General features: G+C 71.3%; 14 protein-coding genes and 1 pseudogene. 11 read left to right on the forward strand and 4 right to left on the reverse strand.

What is annotated here, in order from left to right; all coding sequences use genetic code 11:
* Nucleotides 1-7: 7 nt before the first annotated feature.
* Complete coding sequence (locus ABZT17_RS06380) at nt 8-1,543, reverse strand: sugar ABC transporter ATP-binding protein (RefSeq protein WP_356344391.1); 1,536 nt, start codon at nt 1,541-1,543, stop codon at nt 8-10.
* Complete coding sequence (locus tag ABZT17_RS06385; protein WP_356344393.1) at nt 1,530-2,627, reverse strand: substrate-binding domain-containing protein; 1,098 nt, start codon at nt 2,625-2,627, stop codon at nt 1,530-1,532. The genes ABZT17_RS06380 and ABZT17_RS06385 overlap by 14 nt, the downstream gene beginning before the upstream one ends.
* A 527-nt stretch (nt 2,628-3,154) precedes the next feature.
* Between ABZT17_RS06385 and ABZT17_RS06390 the strand changes: the two genes are divergently transcribed.
* From ABZT17_RS06390 to mtnB, 3 genes are read left to right on the forward strand one after another with little or no spacing between them, the layout of a single operon-like run.
* Entirely contained in the window at nt 3,155-3,754 is a 600-nt protein-coding gene (locus ABZT17_RS06390; RefSeq protein ID WP_356344395.1) for a cupin, read from the forward strand.
* Entirely contained in the window at nt 3,751-4,479 is a 729-nt protein-coding gene (gene mtnC / locus ABZT17_RS06395) for an acireductone synthase (protein WP_356344398.1), read from the forward strand. The genes ABZT17_RS06390 and mtnC overlap by 4 nt, the downstream gene beginning before the upstream one ends.
* Nucleotides 4,476-5,084, forward strand: a complete 609-nt coding sequence (mtnB, locus tag ABZT17_RS06400) for a methylthioribulose 1-phosphate dehydratase (RefSeq protein WP_356344400.1) — start codon at nt 4,476-4,478, stop codon at nt 5,082-5,084. Before mtnC ends, mtnB begins: the two co-directional genes overlap by 4 nt.
* A 55-nt stretch (nt 5,085-5,139) precedes the next feature.
* Here the strand turns inward: mtnB and mtnA are convergent, their stop codons facing one another.
* Nucleotides 5,140-6,171, reverse strand: coding sequence for an S-methyl-5-thioribose-1-phosphate isomerase (gene mtnA / locus ABZT17_RS06405; RefSeq protein ID WP_356344403.1), 1,032 nt, complete (start codon nt 6,169-6,171; stop codon nt 5,140-5,142).
* Between the two features lie 292 nt (nt 6,172-6,463).
* Here mtnA and ABZT17_RS06410 point away from each other — a divergent pair, with 292 nt between their 5' ends.
* From ABZT17_RS06410 to ABZT17_RS06445, 8 genes and pseudogenes are all read left to right on the forward strand, one after another.
* Complete coding sequence (locus tag ABZT17_RS06410) at nt 6,464-7,516, forward strand: BMP family ABC transporter substrate-binding protein (protein WP_356344405.1); 1,053 nt, start codon at nt 6,464-6,466, stop codon at nt 7,514-7,516.
* On the forward strand, nt 7,497-9,044 hold the full coding sequence (locus tag ABZT17_RS06415) for an ABC transporter ATP-binding protein (RefSeq protein ID WP_356344407.1): 1,548 nt from the start codon (nt 7,497-7,499) through the stop codon (nt 9,042-9,044). The genes ABZT17_RS06410 and ABZT17_RS06415 overlap by 20 nt, the downstream gene beginning before the upstream one ends.
* Nucleotide 9,045: 1 nt before the next feature.
* Nucleotides 9,046-10,098 (forward strand): ABC transporter permease, encoded by a 1,053-nt coding sequence (locus ABZT17_RS06420; RefSeq protein ID WP_356344410.1) that lies wholly within the window; start codon nt 9,046-9,048, stop codon nt 10,096-10,098.
* Complete coding sequence (locus ABZT17_RS06425; protein WP_356344412.1) at nt 10,098-10,964, forward strand: ABC transporter permease; 867 nt, start codon at nt 10,098-10,100, stop codon at nt 10,962-10,964. The genes ABZT17_RS06420 and ABZT17_RS06425 overlap by 1 nt, the downstream gene beginning before the upstream one ends.
* Nucleotides 10,961-11,713: a purine-nucleoside phosphorylase gene (locus ABZT17_RS06430; protein ID WP_356344414.1), complete on the forward strand. Its 753-nt coding sequence runs from the start codon at nt 10,961-10,963 to the stop codon at nt 11,711-11,713. Before ABZT17_RS06425 ends, ABZT17_RS06430 begins: the two co-directional genes overlap by 4 nt.
* A pseudogene (locus ABZT17_RS06435) lies at nt 11,710-11,898 on the forward strand (amidohydrolase); the annotation flags it as partial. The gene ABZT17_RS06430 and the pseudogene ABZT17_RS06435, both read left to right, overlap by 4 nt.
* Before the next feature lie 193 nt (nt 11,899-12,091).
* Nucleotides 12,092-12,763 (forward strand): FadR/GntR family transcriptional regulator, encoded by a 672-nt coding sequence (locus tag ABZT17_RS06440; protein ID WP_356344416.1) that lies wholly within the window; start codon nt 12,092-12,094, stop codon nt 12,761-12,763.
* Nucleotides 12,764-12,928: 165 nt separating this feature from the next.
* Entirely contained in the window at nt 12,929-13,909 is a 981-nt protein-coding gene (locus ABZT17_RS06445) for a PAC2 family protein (protein ID WP_356344419.1), read from the forward strand.
* A gap of 388 nt (nt 13,910-14,297) precedes the next feature.
* On the opposite strand, the gene mshC is transcribed toward ABZT17_RS06445, so the two are convergent.
* Nucleotides 14,298-15,527 (reverse strand): cysteine--1-D-myo-inosityl 2-amino-2-deoxy-alpha-D-glucopyranoside ligase, encoded by a 1,230-nt coding sequence (gene mshC / locus ABZT17_RS06450; RefSeq protein ID WP_356344421.1) that lies wholly within the window; start codon nt 15,525-15,527, stop codon nt 14,298-14,300.
* Nucleotides 15,528-15,576: the final 49 nt, after the last annotated feature.

A 15,576-nucleotide genomic window follows, 5' to 3' on the forward strand; every position in this document is an offset into this window, starting at 1 on the left:
GAGGGACTCAGACGGACGCGGAGATGGTCTGGATGACGCGGTCGCGCTCCGCGTCCTCGCCGTACGCGTCGAGGTGGATCTCACCGCCGGCGAGGACGACGACCCGGTCGGCGATCTCGAGGATCTCGTCGACGTCGGCGGACAGGACGAGGACGGCCGAGCCCTCGGCGGCGAGCCCGCGGGCGCGACGGCCGATGTCACGGCGGGCGCCGATGTCCACCCCTCTGAACGGCTCGTCCAGGATGAGGACGCGCGGTGTCTCGGCGAGCCAGCGGCCGACGACGACCTTCTGCTGGTTGCCGCCGGACAGCTCCTCGACGGCGCTGTGCTCGTCGCGGGTGACGACACCGAGGGCCTGGATGGTGTCGCGGCCGAGCGCGTCCTCCTTCGCGGTGTCGACGAGCCCGAGCCGGGAGAAGGACTTCAGGAACGGCAGCGAGATGTTCTGGGCCAGCGACCAGCCGGGGACCAGTGCGTCGGCGTGCCGGTCCTCGGGGACCAGATGGATTCCCGCGCGGATGGCGTCGGAGGGGCGGCGCGGCGCGTAGGGCCTGCCGTCCAGTTCGACCGTGCCGGCGGTGAAGGGCTCGGCGCCGAACAGACCGCGGGCCAGTTCGGTCTTCCCGGCGCCCAACAGGCCTACGACGCCGGTGACTTCGCCGGTGCGCAGATCGAGGTCGAGCGGGGCGCGGCCCTCGAAGAGCCGTACGCCCCGCAGGGACAGGACGACGTCTCCCGAGTCGCCTTCGCGCACCGGGCGGGCCGTGGCCGCCTCCTGCGCCTGGGCGAGCATGGCGCGCAGGGCCGCGTCCCAGTCGAAGGGCCTGGTCTGGTCCTCGGTGAGACGGCCGTCCCGGAGGACGACCAGACGGTCGGCCAGCGCGTCGATCTCACCGAGGCGGTGGGAGACGTAGAGGACCGCGATGCCGTCCTCGCGCATCTTCTCGACGAGCGCGAACAGGCGCTCCGCCTCGGCGGCGGAGAGCGCGGAGGTCGGCTCGTCGAGGATCAGCAGCCGGGGCCGGGTGGCCAGGGCGCGGGCGAGGATGAGCAACTGGCGGTCGGAGATGCCGAGTTCGCTCACGTCCTGCTTCAGGAGCGCGTCGCTCCAGTCCAGTTCGAGGCCCGCCTGGATCTCGCGGGCCCGGGCGAGGACCCGGCGACCGTTGAGGAACGGGTTGCCGCGCCTTTGGGCCAGCTCCTCGAAGACCAGGTTCTCGGCGACGGTGAGGCCGGGCACGATGCCCTCGCCGATGCGCTGGTGCACCGTCTGGATGCCCAACTGGCGGGCGGCCAGCGGCGACTGGAGAGCGGCGGGCTCCCCGTCGACCCGCACCTGCCCGCCGTGGTCCGTGTGCACGCCCGACAGGATCTTGATCAGGGTGGACTTGCCGGCGCCGTTCGCGCCGAGCAGCGCGACCACGCTGCCCGGCGCGATGTCCAGCGAGACGGAGGCGAGCACCGTCTTGCCGCCGAAGGCCATGCTGACGTCGGACAGGGCGACGGCCGGCACCTCCTGGAGGGAAGCCTCAGTGGGCGACATTGGGGATCCAGTCCGCGGTGCTGACCTTGGAGAGGTTCAGCGCGGGCAGGGCCGTGCGCAGCTGGTCCATGTTCTCGATCTTGTTCTTGCGCAGGAAGTCCTGGGTGATGGCGACGGCCGGGAAGGAGACGGTGTCCTGGTCGAGCTGTCCGGCCAGCTCCAGGGCGGCGGTACGGACGACGGCCGCGCCGACCGCGGACGGGTCGGTGCCCGCGGTGGCGACCCAGGGGCTGTTCGCCGCGGTCATGTTCTGGATGTCGGCGTTGGAGACGTCCGCGCCGAAGACCTTCACCTTGGACTGGAGCTTCTTGTTCTGGACGGCGAGGACCGTGCCCTTGGCCAGTTCGTCGTAGGGGGCGAAGACGCCGGTCACGTCGGAGTGCTGGGTGAGGGCGGCGGAGACCAGGGGGACGTTGTCGGTGGCGGTCGAGTCGGTGACCTTGCCGACCTTGAACTGCTGCTTCCAGCCCTGTGCGGCGAGTTCCTTCGCCCAGACGGTGTTCCGCTTGTCGAGGGCCGCGTAGCCGGCCACGTTGACGTAGCCGACCTTGGCGTTCCTGCCGACCGACTTGGCCATCACGTCGAGGACGGCCTGCGCCATGCTGGCGTCGTCCTGCTCGGTGGAGACGACACCCTGGGTCTTGGTCTCGACGTCGTAGACGACGACCTTGATGCCCTTCTTCACGGCCTGGTCGATCTCGGGCTGGATGGTCGCCGGGAAGCCGTGGTCGATGATGATCGCCTGTGCGCCGGAGTTGATCGCGGAGGAGAGGTCGGTGGCCTGCTTGGCGTTGTCGGCCTGGGCGTCGTACACCGTCAGGTCGATGCCGAGGGCCTTGGCCTGGGCCTTGGCGCCGTTGCCCCACTGCTCGAAGTAGTCGCCGGCGCCGCTCTGCCGGACCAGGGCCACCTTGACGGCGCCCTTGTCGAAGGGGGCGGGCTTCTTGCCGGTGGCGGCGGAGGCCGAGGCGGCGGCGTTGCCGGTGTCCTTGGAGGCGTCCGTGGACTGCGAGCAGCCGGCCAGGAGCAGGGCGGAGGCGGAGGCCAGCGAGAGCGCGGCGAGGGGGACACGGGAACGGGACATGAGGGGCTCCAGGTGCAAGGGGTGGCGCAGAAGGGAGGAGGGGATGCTTGAACCGGAGCAGGGCGAAAAGAGCGCCAGCACGCGAAGGGGTGGCGGACACGTGCCCGGACAGGGCACGGCGGGGCTCCGGAGGGGGTCAGCGACAGCTGGCCGTGGTCGAACGGAGCAGGTCCACGTACAGCCGCCGCACAAGCAGCAGCGTCTTCATGGTCAGATCATGAGAACGTTTTCAGCCATGCGTCAAAGGAATGAACGCGCTTTCTCAATCCTTGAGACGACGACTACGTCACACCTGGTCGCGGCGGTCGCCCGAGTTACCATCACCGGACCGGCACCCGACCCGGCACAGTGAGGCCCCGATGATGACCACTCGCGCGACCGCGCTGCTCATGCCCCGCATGCGCCGCTGTCCCGGCGCGCTGTGTCACGGCTGAATCCCTGTTCGCCGCCGTCGCCCTTTCCTCCCCGCCCGTCCGGTGCTCGTCCCGGTATCCGGACTTCCCTTCCAGTCGACTGGAGTTGCTGCCATGACCCTGCTGACGACCTGGCCCGAGTCCGGCCCGGAGAGCCTGGTGCGCCGCACCTCGGATCCCGCGGAGATCGCCGAGGCGCTCAAGCCGCTGGGTGTGCGCTACGAGCAGTGGCCGGTCCGCGAGGACGTCCCGTTCGACGCCGACAGCGACACGGTGTTCGCCGCCTACGGCCCCGAGATCGACAAGCTGAACGCCGAGGAGGGCTTCACCACCGTCGACGTCCTCGGTCTGCACCCGAGCGACGACCCGGAGTTCCCGGCCAAGGCCAAGGCCGCGCGCGAGAAGTTCCTCCAGGAGCACACGCACGACGACGATGACGAGGTCCGCTTCTTCGTCTCCGGCTCCGGCATCTTCTACCTCCACGTCGGCGGCGAGGTGCACGCGGTCTTCTGCGAGAAGGGCGACCTGCTGGGTGTCCCGCGCGGCACCACGCACTGGTTCGACATGGGCACCCGGCCCTCGTTCACCGCGATCCGCTTCTTCCACGAGGAGGACGGCTGGATCGGCAACTTCACCGGCTCGACCATCGCCGGCCGCTTCCCGGACTACGACACGATCGCCGCCGGGTACCAGGCCGATCGGGCCGCCAAGTGAGCCTGCGGGGCCTGGCGTTCGACGTGGACGCGGTGGTGCTCGACATCGAGGGCACCACGAGCGCCACGGGGTTCGTCGTCGATGTGCTCTACCCGTACTCCCGCTCTCGTTTCGGAGCACTGCTCTCCCAGCGGAGCGGTGATCCGGACGTGGCGCGGGCGGTCGCGCAGGTGCGGGCGGAGATCGGCGACCCCGACGCCGACGACGCCCGTGTCGAGAAGACGCTCAACGCCTGGCTCGACGAGGACCGCAAGGCGACCCCGCTCAAGACCCTCCAGGGCGTCATCTGGTCCGAGGGCTTCGCCCGCGGCGACCTCGTCTCGCACTTCTACGACGACGTCGTCCCCCGGCTGCGCGCCTGGCACACGGCCGGCGTGCGGCTGTACGTCTACTCGTCCGGCTCGGTGGCCGCCCAGCGGGCGTGGTTCGCCGCCGGCCCGGAGGGCGATCTGCTGCCGCTGGTCTCGGGGTGGTACGACACCGAGAACGCCGGGCCCAAGCAGGAACCGGAGTCGTACGGCCGTATCGCCGAGGCGGTCGGCCATGCGCCGGACCGTCTTCTCTTCCTCTCCGACCGGCCCGGCGAGTTGGACGCGGCCCGTGCGGCCGGCTGGCACACGGTCGGGATCCGGCGGCCCGGGGAGCCGTATTTCGAGCAGGGGGTCGGCGACCACGCGGAGGCGGGGACGTTCGACGAGATCACCGTTTCAAGGAGCAGCACGTGACCGCCGAGATCAGCACGATCGACCTCGAGGAGGCGGGGGCGGTCCTCGCCGCCGAGTCAGCGCGTTTCGCGTCCTTCGGCTGGATGCGGGGCACCTCCGGGAACCTGTCCGTGGTGCTGTCCCGCGAACCGCTGCGGCTCGCGGTGACGGCCAGCGGGCACGACAAGGGGGAACTGACGCCCGCCGACGTGGTGTTGGTGGACGAGGACGGCGCCGCCGTGCAGGGAGGCAAGCCGTCCGCGGAGGCCGAGCTGCATGCGCGCGTGGCCGCGCTGACCGGGGCGGGGGCCGTGGTCCATGTCCACACGGTCGCCTCGGTGGCGATGGGGAAGCGTGAGCCGGGCGGGATCGTCTTCAAGGACGTGGAGATGCTCAAGGGGGTCGGGCAGCCGGCCCACGACGTCGAGGTGATCCTGCCGGTCATCGCCAACAGCCAGGACATGAAGGTGCTGGGCGACCGGCTGGAGGAGGCGCGCAACCCCCGGATGCCGGCCGTGGTCGTCGCGGGCCACGGGCTGTATGTGTGGGGTGCGGATCCGCGCCAGGCCCGGCACCACACCGAAGTCGTGGAGTGGCTCCTGGAGTTGGAGCTCACAGAGGGCTGAGACACGGCAAGGGGCCACCCCGGTTCGGGGCCTTGCCGTCGCCTGATCTCTTCGTCTACTTGAGGTGGTCGCCGGGCAGTTGCCCCGCCGACACCTCCAGCACGCCCCGCTCGGTCACCAGCCCCGTCACCAGCCGGCCGGGGGTGACGTCGAACGCCGGGTTGTGGCCGCGAGACTCGGCCGGAGCCACCCGTACCCCGCCCCACTCCAGCACCTCGGCCTCGGCGCGGAGTTCGATGTGGATGTCGTCGCCGGTCTTCGTGGACAGGTCCACGGTCGTCGTCGGCGCCGCCACCAGGAACGGGATGCCGGCGTCGGCGCAGGCGAGGGCCACGCCCACGGTGCCGACCTTGTTCGCGGTGTCGCCGTTGGCGGCGATGCGGTCCGCGCCCACGATCGCCACGTCGACCTCGCCGCGCAGGATGGTGCCGGCGGCGGCCCCGTCCGCCTGGACGTAGTGCGGGATGCCTTCCTGGACCAGCTCCCAGGCGGTCAGGCGGGAACCCTGGAGCAGGGGGCGCGTCTCGTCGGCGTGGACGACCTCCAGGCGGCCGCGGGCGTGCAGTTCGCGGATGACGCCGAGTGCCGTGCCCCAGCCCGCCGTGGCGAGCGCGCCCGTGTTGCAGTGCGTGAGGACGCGCAACGGCCGCTCCACGCCCACCCGTTCGAGCAGCCAGTCCGCACCGAACGCGCCCATCGCGCGGTTGGCCTCGACGTCCTCGCGCTGGACCGCCGCGGCCTCCTCGACGACGGCGTCCAGGCCCTCGGAGAAACGGGTCATGACCCGGTCCACGCACACCATCAGGTTGACCGCGGTGGGCCGGGCCTCACGTATCCGGGCGACGGCCGCCCGTGTCTCGGCCTCGGACCAGCCCTCACGCTCGCCCTGAAGGAGGGCGAGCGCCACTCCGTACGCCCCCGCCGCCCCGATCGCGGGGGCGCCCCGCACGACGAGGCGCTGGATCGCGTCCACCAGAGTGTCCACATCGCGGACGATCATGGTCTCGTTGCGGTGCGGAAGCAGGGTCTGGTCGATCAGCGCAAGGCCGGTTCCGGTCCAGTCGACGGCGCGCAGTTCCTGGGACATAACGGGACACTCCTGATGTTCCGATGGTGTCCAACACGCTACATGACCTGGGGGAACCACAGTTCGAGACAGTCGGGCGGGTGTCTGGAAACGGGTGTTACAGTCCAGCGCCCAGTCCGCACACCGAGACGAAGGAGGAAGCCCGTGCTGCTCACCAAGCGCCGGTTCCTCGACTTCGGCCGCTGTGCCGGTGACGGCTGTCGACGCTGAGCCTTCCCCCACCGCCCCGTCGCATCCCTCTCTCACGCGCTCACTGCCGAGCGTGTTTCGCCGTACCTCCGGAAGGTCCCCGATGCACCGCAGAAACCGTCGTGCCCTGCAGTTCGCCGCCCTCGCGGCGGGCACCGCGCTCCTCGCCACCGCCTGCAACGCCGCCGCCAAGAACGACACGTCCGCCGACTCCGCCAAGAGCGGCGGCACCTCGTTCACGCTGGTCACCCCGGACGCGGTCGGTCAGAACGAGTTCCTGAAGCTCGCCGTCACCGGCGTCGAGAACGCGGCCGAGCGGCACCACGGGACGCAGAAGGTCTACGAGTCGACGGACACCGCCTCCCAGCAGCAGAACGTGCAGGCCGCGGTGGACGCCAAGCCGGACGTCGTCGTGCTGGTCGGCTTCGAGTTCGCCGACATCGTTGCCCAGCAGGCCAAGGCACACCCGAAGCAGCAGTTCCTGGTGATCGACGCCTGCACCGCCAAGGCGTTCAAGAACGTCAGCTGCGCGGTCTTCCGAGAGCACGAGGGCGTCTACCTCGCGGGCGCCGAGGCGGGCCTGCTCAGCAGGTCCGGCAAGGTCGGCGCGGTCGACGTCCTCGACACGCCCCAGTTCCGGCGCTACAGCGACCCGTTCGCGGCCGGCGCCAAGAAGGTCGCCGCCACGACGCAGACCTCCACGCGTTTCGTCGGCGGCCAGTCCCCCTTCGACGACTCGGCCCGCGCCAAGGAACAGGCGAGCTCGCTGCTCTCCAAGGGCTACGACCAGATCATGGCGGCGGCCGCGGCCGGCAACTACGGCGTCTTCGAGGCCGCGAAGGCCAAGGGCGCCTTCGCGTACGGCGTCGACGTCAACCAGTGCCCCTCGTCGCCCGGCACGGTCGTCGACAATGTGATCAAGCGCACGGACATCGCCGTGGAGAAGGGCATCGACGCGGTCCTCGGGGGCAAGGCGGGCACCACCGTCTCCTACGGCCTGAAGGAGGGTGGCATCAGCCTGACCGGCCTGGAGGCCGGCGTGGACTCCTCGAAGTGCGTGATCGCCCAGCACCAGGACGTGCTGACGAAGGTGAAGGCGCTGCGCGACCAGATCGTCTCCGGAGAGCTGAAGGTCGATGACCCCGCCGCGAGCTGAGGCCGCGGAGGGCGCCGGTCAGGCCGACGTCGCCGTCGAACTCCGGGGAATCACCAAGCGGTTCCCCGGCACGCTCGCCAACGACGCCGTCGGCCTGACCGTCCGCCGCGGTGAGATCCACGCCCTGATGGGCGAGAACGGTGCCGGCAAGTCCACCCTCATGTCGGTCCTCTACGGCATGGAGCGCGCCGACGCCGGCTCGATCCGCGTCGACGGGCGTGAGGTGGACTTCGCGAGCCCGTCCGACGCCATGGCCGCCGGGCTCGGCATGGTCCACCAGAGCTTCAAGCTGTTCGACTCGCTGACGGTCGCCGAGAACGTCGTCTACGCCGCCGAGCCGCGCCGCTTCGGTCTGGTCGACCGGGCCGCGGCCCGGCGCCGGGTGCGTGAACTGGCCCGGGAGCACGGGCTGGCGGTCGATCCGGACGCCCGGGTCGGTGGGCTGCCGGTCGGTCTGCGGCAGCGTGTGGAGATCCTGAAACTGCTGCACCGGGGCGCCCGTACGCTCATCCTCGACGAGCCGACGGCCGTGCTCACGCCCGCGGAGGCGGACGCCCTGTTCACGGTCCTCAAGTCTCTTGCCGCACAGGGCCGTTCGGTCGTCCTCGTGACGCACAAGCTGCGCGAGGTGCTGGAGGGCAGCGACCGGGTGACCGTCCTGCGGGACGGGCGGGTCGTGGCCCGGCTGGTCACCGCCGAGACGACGGCGGACGAGATCGCCGCCGCGATGACCGGCCGCGCGGTCGAGCTGGACCGCGTCCACGCGCCGGGCGCACCGGGTGACGTCGTCCTCGACGTGAGCGGTCTGTCGACCGGCGCCGTGCACGATGTCCGGCTCACCGTGCGGGCGGGGGAGATCGTCGGTGTCGCGGGCGTCGCCGGAAACGGGCAGAGCGAACTGATCGAGGCACTGGCCGGACTGCGGCCGGTCACCGCCGGGCGCGTCTCGCTCGACGGCCGGGACATCACCCACGCCTCGGCCGCCGAACGCCGGGCGCGCGGGCTGGCGTACGTGCCGGAGGACCGTCACGCGGTCGGTACGGCGCCCGCGGCCTCGGTCGCCGACAACCTCGCGATGGGACACCACCGTACGAGGCTGTCGTCCCGCGGTCTGCTCGCGCCCGCGGCCGTCCGCGCACACGCGCGCACGCTGGTCGAACGCTTCGGCATCAAGGCCTCCTCGCCCGAGGTGCCCGCCTCGGCGCTGTCCGGCGGCAATCTGCAGAAGCTGTTGATCGGCCGTGAACTCGCCCATGAGGCACCGCTGTTGCTCGTCGAGCAGCCCACGCGCGGGGTCGACATCGGCGCCATCCAGAACATCCACGACCAGCTGATCGCCTACCGCGACGCCGGTCACGCGGTCCTGCTCGTCTCGGCCGAACTGAGCGAGATCCGGGGCCTCGCGGACCGCGTGCTGGTGATGTACGAGGGGCGGATCACGGCGTCCTACGGCAAGGACGAGGCGGACGAGCGGGTGCTGGGGCTGGCGATGGCCGGCGCCACCGCGACCGTGGAGGCCGTCGACTGACATGACCGACCGCATACTCGGAGCGCTCCGCTCCCCCATCACCTTCTCGGTCCTCGCCGGCGTGCTCATCGGCGCGCTCTTCCTCGTCGGCACCGGCGCGGACCCGGTCTCGGCCTACGAGGCGGTCCTCACCGGCTCGCTCGGCGGCGACGGCATCGGCTCCACGCTGACCACCGGCACCAGTGTGCTCGGCATGGCCCTCGCGCTGGCGATCCCGTTGCGCGCCGGGCTGATCAATCTGGGCGGCGACGGCCAGATGGTCCTCGGCGGCATCGCCGCGGCCGTGACCGGCCTCTACTCACCCCTGCCCGCACCCCTCACCGTCGTCCTGGCGCTCCTCGCGGGCATGGCGGCCGGCGCCGGATACGCCGTCCTGGCCGCTCTGTGCCAGAACCACTTCGGCGTTCCGCTCCTGGTCAGCAGCCTTCTGCTCAGCTATCCGGCGGTGTCGCTCGCCTCCTACCTGGCCCGCTACCCCCTCAAGGAGCCCGGGTCCAGCCTTCCGCAGACCCGTGCCCTGCCCGACGGGGTGGCGCTCCCGGCCTTCGGTGAGTCGACGGTGACCGTGGGACTGCTGCTGGTGCTCCTCGCGGCCGCCGCGTACTGGTTCACCGACAGGCGCACCGCCTTCGGCTACGAGATCCGGATGACCGGTCTCAACTCCCGTTTCTCGGCCTACGCCGGTGTCGAACGCCGGGTCCTGACGCTGAAGTTGCTGTCGGTCTCGGGCGCTCTGGCCGGACTCGTGGGCGCCGTCGGGGTGTTGAGCTTCCCGTACCGCTTCGTCGACGGCTCGCTCACCGCGCCGGGCTACACCTGGACGGGCCTGACGGCCGCGCTCCTCGCCGCGGCCGCGCCGCTCGGCACGGTCGTCGCGTCCTTCTTCTTCGCCGTCCTCCAGGTCGGCGGGCTGGCGATGGAGCGGACGACCGAGGTGCCGCGCGAGTTGACGCAGGTGCTGCAGGCCGTGGTGATCGTGTTCCTGGCGGCCCGACTGCGCTTCCCCGGCCGTTGGTTCGTCCGTCGCCCCGGCCGTCCCGAGGAGGCGGTGTGATGTTCTTCGACTCCGATCTCCTGATGTCGGCGCTGCGTGCGCTGACCCCGATCCTGCTGGCCGCGCTGGGCGGTGCGGTCTGCGAGCGGGCGGGCGTGTTCAACGTCGGCCTCGAAGGCATGATGCTGCTCGGCTGCTTCACCTCGGTGGCCACGAGCTGGTTCACCGGCAGCCCCTGGCTCGGTGTTCTGGCCGCCGCGCTCGCGGCCGCCGCCTACTCGCTGATCCTGGCCGTCGGCGCCGTGACGCTGCGCGGGGACGCCGTGGTGCTCGGAATCGCCATGAATCTCCTGGCGGTCGGCCTCACCAGCTTCCTCCTGCGTACGGTCTTCGGTGTGCAGGGCACTTTTGACAGCCCGTCTCTCGCCGGGCTCCCGCTGGTCGGTGGCTTCACCCCGCTCGCGTATCTCTCGTGGATCGCGGTCCCGGTGGCCGCGGTGATGCTGTCGCGGCATGTGTGGGGCCTGAGGCTGCGCGGGGTCGGCGAAGCTCCGGACGCGGCGGCGACACTCGGGGTCGGCCCCGCGAAGTACAAGTACGCCGCCGTACTGGTGTCCGGTGTGCTGTGCGGTCTCGCGGGCGCCCAACTCGCCCTCGGGAACGTCACGTTGTTCACCGAGAACATGACGGCGGGGCGCGGCTGGATCGCGGTCGTGGCCGTCATGCTGGGCCGTGCCGCGCCGGTCGGGGTGCTGCTGGCCGCGCTGCTCTTCGGTCTCGCCGAGGCGGCCGGCTTCCGTCTCCAGGGCCTCGGTCTGCCCCAGCAGGCGACCGATGCCGCGCCGTACGTGGTCACGCTCGGCGCCCTGTTCCTCTCGACGGCGCGCCGTCGCCGTACCCGTCCTTCCATCGGAGTCGCCTCATGACGCAGGACCTGCTGCCCATCACCCGGATACCGCGCTCGGGGCTGCCCGAGCGCGCGGTCGTCGTCGGCGACCCGGCGCGCGCGGCGGCCGTCGCCGCGCTGCTCGACGGTGCCGAAGAGGTGTCGTACCACCGTGAGTACCGTGTGTTCAGCGGGAGTTGGAAGGGGCTGCCGGTCACCGTGGCCTCGCACGGGGTGGGGGCGCCGGGCGCGATCCTGCTGTTCCAGGAGCTGGCGGACGCGGGGGTGCGCACCTTTCTGCGGTTCGGGACGGCGGGCGCGATGAAGCCGGGCATCGGGGACGGCGACCTCGTCATCGCGGAGGCGGCCGTCCGCGACGACGGTGTCACCCCTCAGCTGCTGCCCCCGGAGTACCCGGCGGTCTCCTCCCCCGAGGCGGTGTTCGCGCTGCTGCGCGCGGCCCGTGCGGCCGGCGCACCGCACCACCGGGGCATCGTGTGGACACGGGCGGCCTTCCAGCCGGGCCTGATCCCGCTGTTCTCCTACGACGGTGCCGGACTGGCCGCCATCGAGATGGAGTTGTCCGCGCTGCTGGTCACGGCCTCGCTGCGGGGGCTGGTCGCCGGTGGCGTGCTGGTCGTGGACGGGGCGAACGCGGACGAGCTGGTCGACGAGGAGAGCACCGGCGGCTACGACCCGCATCGCGAGGTCGTCGCGGCGGGCGTCGAGCGCGGCGCGGTGGTGTCGCTGGAGGCGCTGCGTCTGCTGGCCGAGGAGTGTCCGGCATGAGCATCGACCTGTTGGTGCACGGCGGGGACGTACTGACCGTCGACGAGGCCGGGACCGTCGTACGGGACGGGGCGGTCGCCGTCCATGAGGGCGAGATCGTCGCCGTGGGGACGGCCGAGGAGGTGCGGGCCCGGTTCACGGCCGCGGACGTCATCGACGCGGCGGGCTGTCTCGTGCTGCCCGGTGGGCGGGTGCTGATGCGGGACCGGGCGCTGACCACGCTGGACGAGGCGGCGGTGGTCCAGGAACTGGAGGCGCTCGTCTGACCTGAGCGTTCGCCGTCCCGGTCAGCCGACTGAACCCCCATAATGACGTAAGACATCGGATGTCTTTACGGCATATGTTCTACGGCAAACGTGAACCACAGGGAGGCCGGCCATGGCAGTCACCGACGAGGCGATCGAGAAGATCAAGGGCATGATCGTCTCCGGTGCCCTGCGCCCCGGCGACCGGCTGCCCAAGGAGAGTGAGCTCGCCTCCGAGCTGGGCCTTTCCCGCAACTCCCTGCGGGAGGCGGTGCGCGCCCTGTCGCTGATCCGGATCCTGGACGTACGGCAGGGCGACGGCACCTATGTCACCAGCCTGGACCCGCAGCTCCTGCTCGAAGCGCTGAGCTTCGTCGTCGACTTCCACCGCGACGACACGGTCCTGGAGTTCCTGGCCGTGCGCCGCATCCTGGAGCCGGCCGCGACCGCGATGGCGGCCACCCGGATCAGCGAGCAGCAACTGGACGCGCTCGCCGCCCAGTTGGACAAGCTCGGCGAGGCCCCGTCGGTGGAGGAGCTGGTCGCCTGCGACCTGGACTTCCACCGGGGCATCGTGCAGGGTTCCGGCAACTCGGTGCTCTGCTCCCTTCTCGACGGTCTCTCCGGCCCCACCACCCGGGCTCGTATCTGGCGCGGTCTGACCCAGGAGGACGCGGTCAGCCGCACCCTGCGCGAGCACCGGGCGATCCTGTCGGCCCTGCGGGACCGGGACGCGGAGGCCGCCCGCTCATGGGCGACGGTGCACATCGCGAGCGTGGAGCAGTGGCTCAGGGCGTCGCTCTGAGGATCATGGCGCCGGGGGGTGGTCCGGGGTGGCGATCTTGTGTGTTCGCGGGGCCCGGACGGGGCAGTGATCCGTTCACTCCCCCGTGCAAGGGGGCTGCGGGCGCCCCCGCCGGACGCCGTAAGGTTGGTGGGTCAAGCGAGGGCACGTCGGAAGGAGGCCTGGGTGATCGAGCTCGAGGGGGTTCCCGAGCTGATCGACCCGGTCATGGTGGCCGCGTTCGAAGGCTGGAACGATGCCGGCGACGCCGCCTCCACCGCGGTCGCGCATCTGGACAGGGAGTGGAAGGGCGAGGTGTTCGCGGCGCTGGACGCCGAGGACTACTACGACTTCCAGGTGAACCGCCCCACGGTGTGGTTGGACGGCGGGGTGCGGAAGATCACATGGCCGACGACCAGGTTGTCGGTGGTCCGGGTCGGCGGTGACAAGCCGCGCGACCTGGTGCTCGTCCGGGGTATCGAGCCGTCCATGCGGTGGCGTTCGTTCTGCAACGAGCTGCTGGGCTTCGCCCATGAGCTGGGCGTGGAGCTGGTGGTCATCCTGGGCGCCCTGCTGGGCGACACCCCGCACACCCGTCCGGTCCCGATCAGCGGGACCACGTCCGACCCGGACCTGGCGCAGCGCATGGACCTGGAGGAGACCAAGTACGAGGGGCCCACGGGCATCGTCGGCATCCTCCAGGAGGCGTGCACACACGCGGGCGTGCCGGCGGTCAGTCTCTGGGCCGCCGTACCGCACTATGTGTCGCAGCCGCCCAACCCGAAGGCGACGCTGGCACTGCTCAACCGCCTTGAGGACCTGATCGACGTGCGCATCCCGCTGGGCGAGCTGCCCGAGGACGCGCGCGCGTGGCAGGTGGGCGTGGACCAACTGGCCGCCGAGGACAGCGAGGTCGCCGAGTATGTGCAGACGTTGGAGGAGGCCCGCGACACGGCGGAGCTGCCGGAGGCGTCGGGTGAGGCCATCGCGCGCGAGTTCGAGCGGTATCTGAGACGGCGGGACGGATCGGGTCCGGCGGGCGGCGGGCACGCCACCGCGGACGGCAGCGACAGCACGTCCTATCTCCGGGACAACCCCGGCCCCCGGGCGAAGCCGTCCAAGCCCCCGAAGCCGGACGCGGAGGACGACGAGTCGTCCGAGGACTGACGAACACGGCGCACCGCCCTTCGCGTGTCGGGAGTTTCCGGCCGGTTTGGGCACCGCCGGAGCAGGAGCTGATCGTCGTCGGCCGCCCCGAGACCCGACATGTTCCTCGGCGACGAACAGCTCTCCCTGGAACCGCTGTTCGGCAGCGAGGAGCGGCTGCGGCAGTCGGCCCTCGCGTCGAGCGCCGCCCCCGTGCCGGATCTCGCGCCGGCAACGGCGCCGAGTCGCTGGACGACGCCCTCTACGAGCGCCGCCCGGACGACTTCCCCCCAACATCGTGCGCAGCGTGCGGATCCAGCGGATCTGACCGGCGGCGGTGCACACGCCGGGACGCACGAGAGGGGCGCTTCTCCGCGAGGGAAGCGCCCCTCTTGTGTGTCCGTCCTCGCTACAGGGCCACGCCCAGCAGAGCGTCCACGGCGCGCGATACGACGCCGGGCGCGCCGGTGTCCGTACCGCCCTCGGCGTCCTGCCGGGCGACCCAGCGGTCGACGGCGGCGAGCGCGGCCGGGGCGTCCAGGTCGTTCGCGAGGGCCTCGCGCATCTCCTCGACGAGTGCCTCGGCGGGCGGGCCGTCGGGGCGGGAGACCGCGGCGCGCCAGCGGCCGAGCCGGGCCACCGCGTCGGCCAGCACCTGGTCGGTCCACTCCCAGTCGGCCCGGTAGTGGTGGGCGAGCAGGGAGAGCCGTATGGCGGCGGGGTCGACACCGTCGCGGCGCAGCTGCGACACGAAGACCAGGTTGCCCTTGGACTTGGACATCTTCTCGCCGTCGAGCGCGACCATGCCGGCGTGCACATACGCCTTGGCCATGGGGAACTCACCGGTGAGCACCTGGGCGTGCGAGGCGCCCATCTCGTGGTGCGGGAAGGCGAGGTCGGAGCCGCCGCCCTGGACGTCGAAGGTCATGCCGAGGTGGTCGAGGGCGATGGCGACGCACTCGATGTGCCAGCCGGGGCGGCCACGCCCGAGCGAGCCGCCGTCCCAGCTGGGCTCGCCCTCACGGGCGGCCATCCACAGCATCGGGTCGAGCGGGTTCTTCTTGCCCGGGCGGTCCGGGTCACCGCCGCGCTCCGCCGAGAGGAGGCGCATGGCGGCCGCGTCCAGGCGGGAGACCTTGCCGAAGTGGGGGTCGGACTCGACGGAGAAGTAGATGTCCCCGTCGAGGTCGTAGGCGGCGCCGGCGTCCCGCAACCGCTCGACGAGCGGCACGATGCCGGGTATCGCCTCGACCGCGCCGATGTAGTGCCGGGGCGGCAGCATCCTCAGGGCGGTCATGTCCTCGCGGAAGAGGGCCGTCTCCTGCTCGGCGAGGGCGACCCAGTCGACGCCGTCACGCTCGGCCCGCTCCAGGAGCGGGTCGTCGACGTCGGTCACGTTCTGGACGTAGTGGACCTGGCGCTTGGTGTCGAGCCACACGCGCTGAACGAGGTCGAACGCGTTGTAGGTCGCCGCGTGACCCATGTGGGTCGCGTCGTACGGCGTGATGCCGCAGACGTAGAGACGGGCGACGGGACCGGGGTCGAGGGTGACCGGACCGCCGGTCGCGGTGTCGTGGATCCTCAGGTCGCGGCCCTGACCAGGCAGGGCGGGGACCTCGGAAGCGGGCCAGGCATGCATGTCATGAGCCTAACCGGACGGATGTTCCGTATACGAACCGGACCGGGCC

Origin of the sequence: Streptomyces sp. NPDC005648, assembly GCF_040605395.1 — a bacterium.
GTDB lineage: Bacteria > Actinomycetota > Actinomycetes > Streptomycetales > Streptomycetaceae > Streptomyces.

Coding starts and splice junctions, on each gene's coding strand:
- ABZT17_RS06380 (WP_356344391.1), bottom strand. CDS start 1,543: ATGTCGCCCACTGAGGCTTCCCTCCAGGAGGTGCCGGCCGTCGCCCTG.
- mtnA (WP_356344403.1), bottom strand. CDS start 6,171: ATGTCCCAGGAACTGCGCGCCGTCGACTGGACCGGAACCGGCCTTGCG.
- ABZT17_RS06385 (WP_356344393.1), bottom strand. CDS start 2,627: ATGTCCCGTTCCCGTGTCCCCCTCGCCGCGCTCTCGCTGGCCTCCGCC.
- ABZT17_RS06410 (WP_356344405.1), top strand. CDS start 6,464: ATGCACCGCAGAAACCGTCGTGCCCTGCAGTTCGCCGCCCTCGCGGCG.
- ABZT17_RS06440 (WP_356344416.1), top strand. CDS start 12,092: ATGGCAGTCACCGACGAGGCGATCGAGAAGATCAAGGGCATGATCGTC.
- ABZT17_RS06425 (WP_356344412.1), top strand. CDS start 10,098: ATGTTCTTCGACTCCGATCTCCTGATGTCGGCGCTGCGTGCGCTGACC.
- ABZT17_RS06430 (WP_356344414.1), top strand. CDS start 10,961: ATGACGCAGGACCTGCTGCCCATCACCCGGATACCGCGCTCGGGGCTG.
- ABZT17_RS06420 (WP_356344410.1), top strand. CDS start 9,046: ATGACCGACCGCATACTCGGAGCGCTCCGCTCCCCCATCACCTTCTCG.
- ABZT17_RS06415 (WP_356344407.1), top strand. CDS start 7,497: ATGACCCCGCCGCGAGCTGAGGCCGCGGAGGGCGCCGGTCAGGCCGAC.
- mshC (WP_356344421.1), bottom strand. CDS start 15,527: ATGCATGCCTGGCCCGCTTCCGAGGTCCCCGCCCTGCCTGGTCAGGGC.
- ABZT17_RS06390 (WP_356344395.1), top strand. CDS start 3,155: ATGACCCTGCTGACGACCTGGCCCGAGTCCGGCCCGGAGAGCCTGGTG.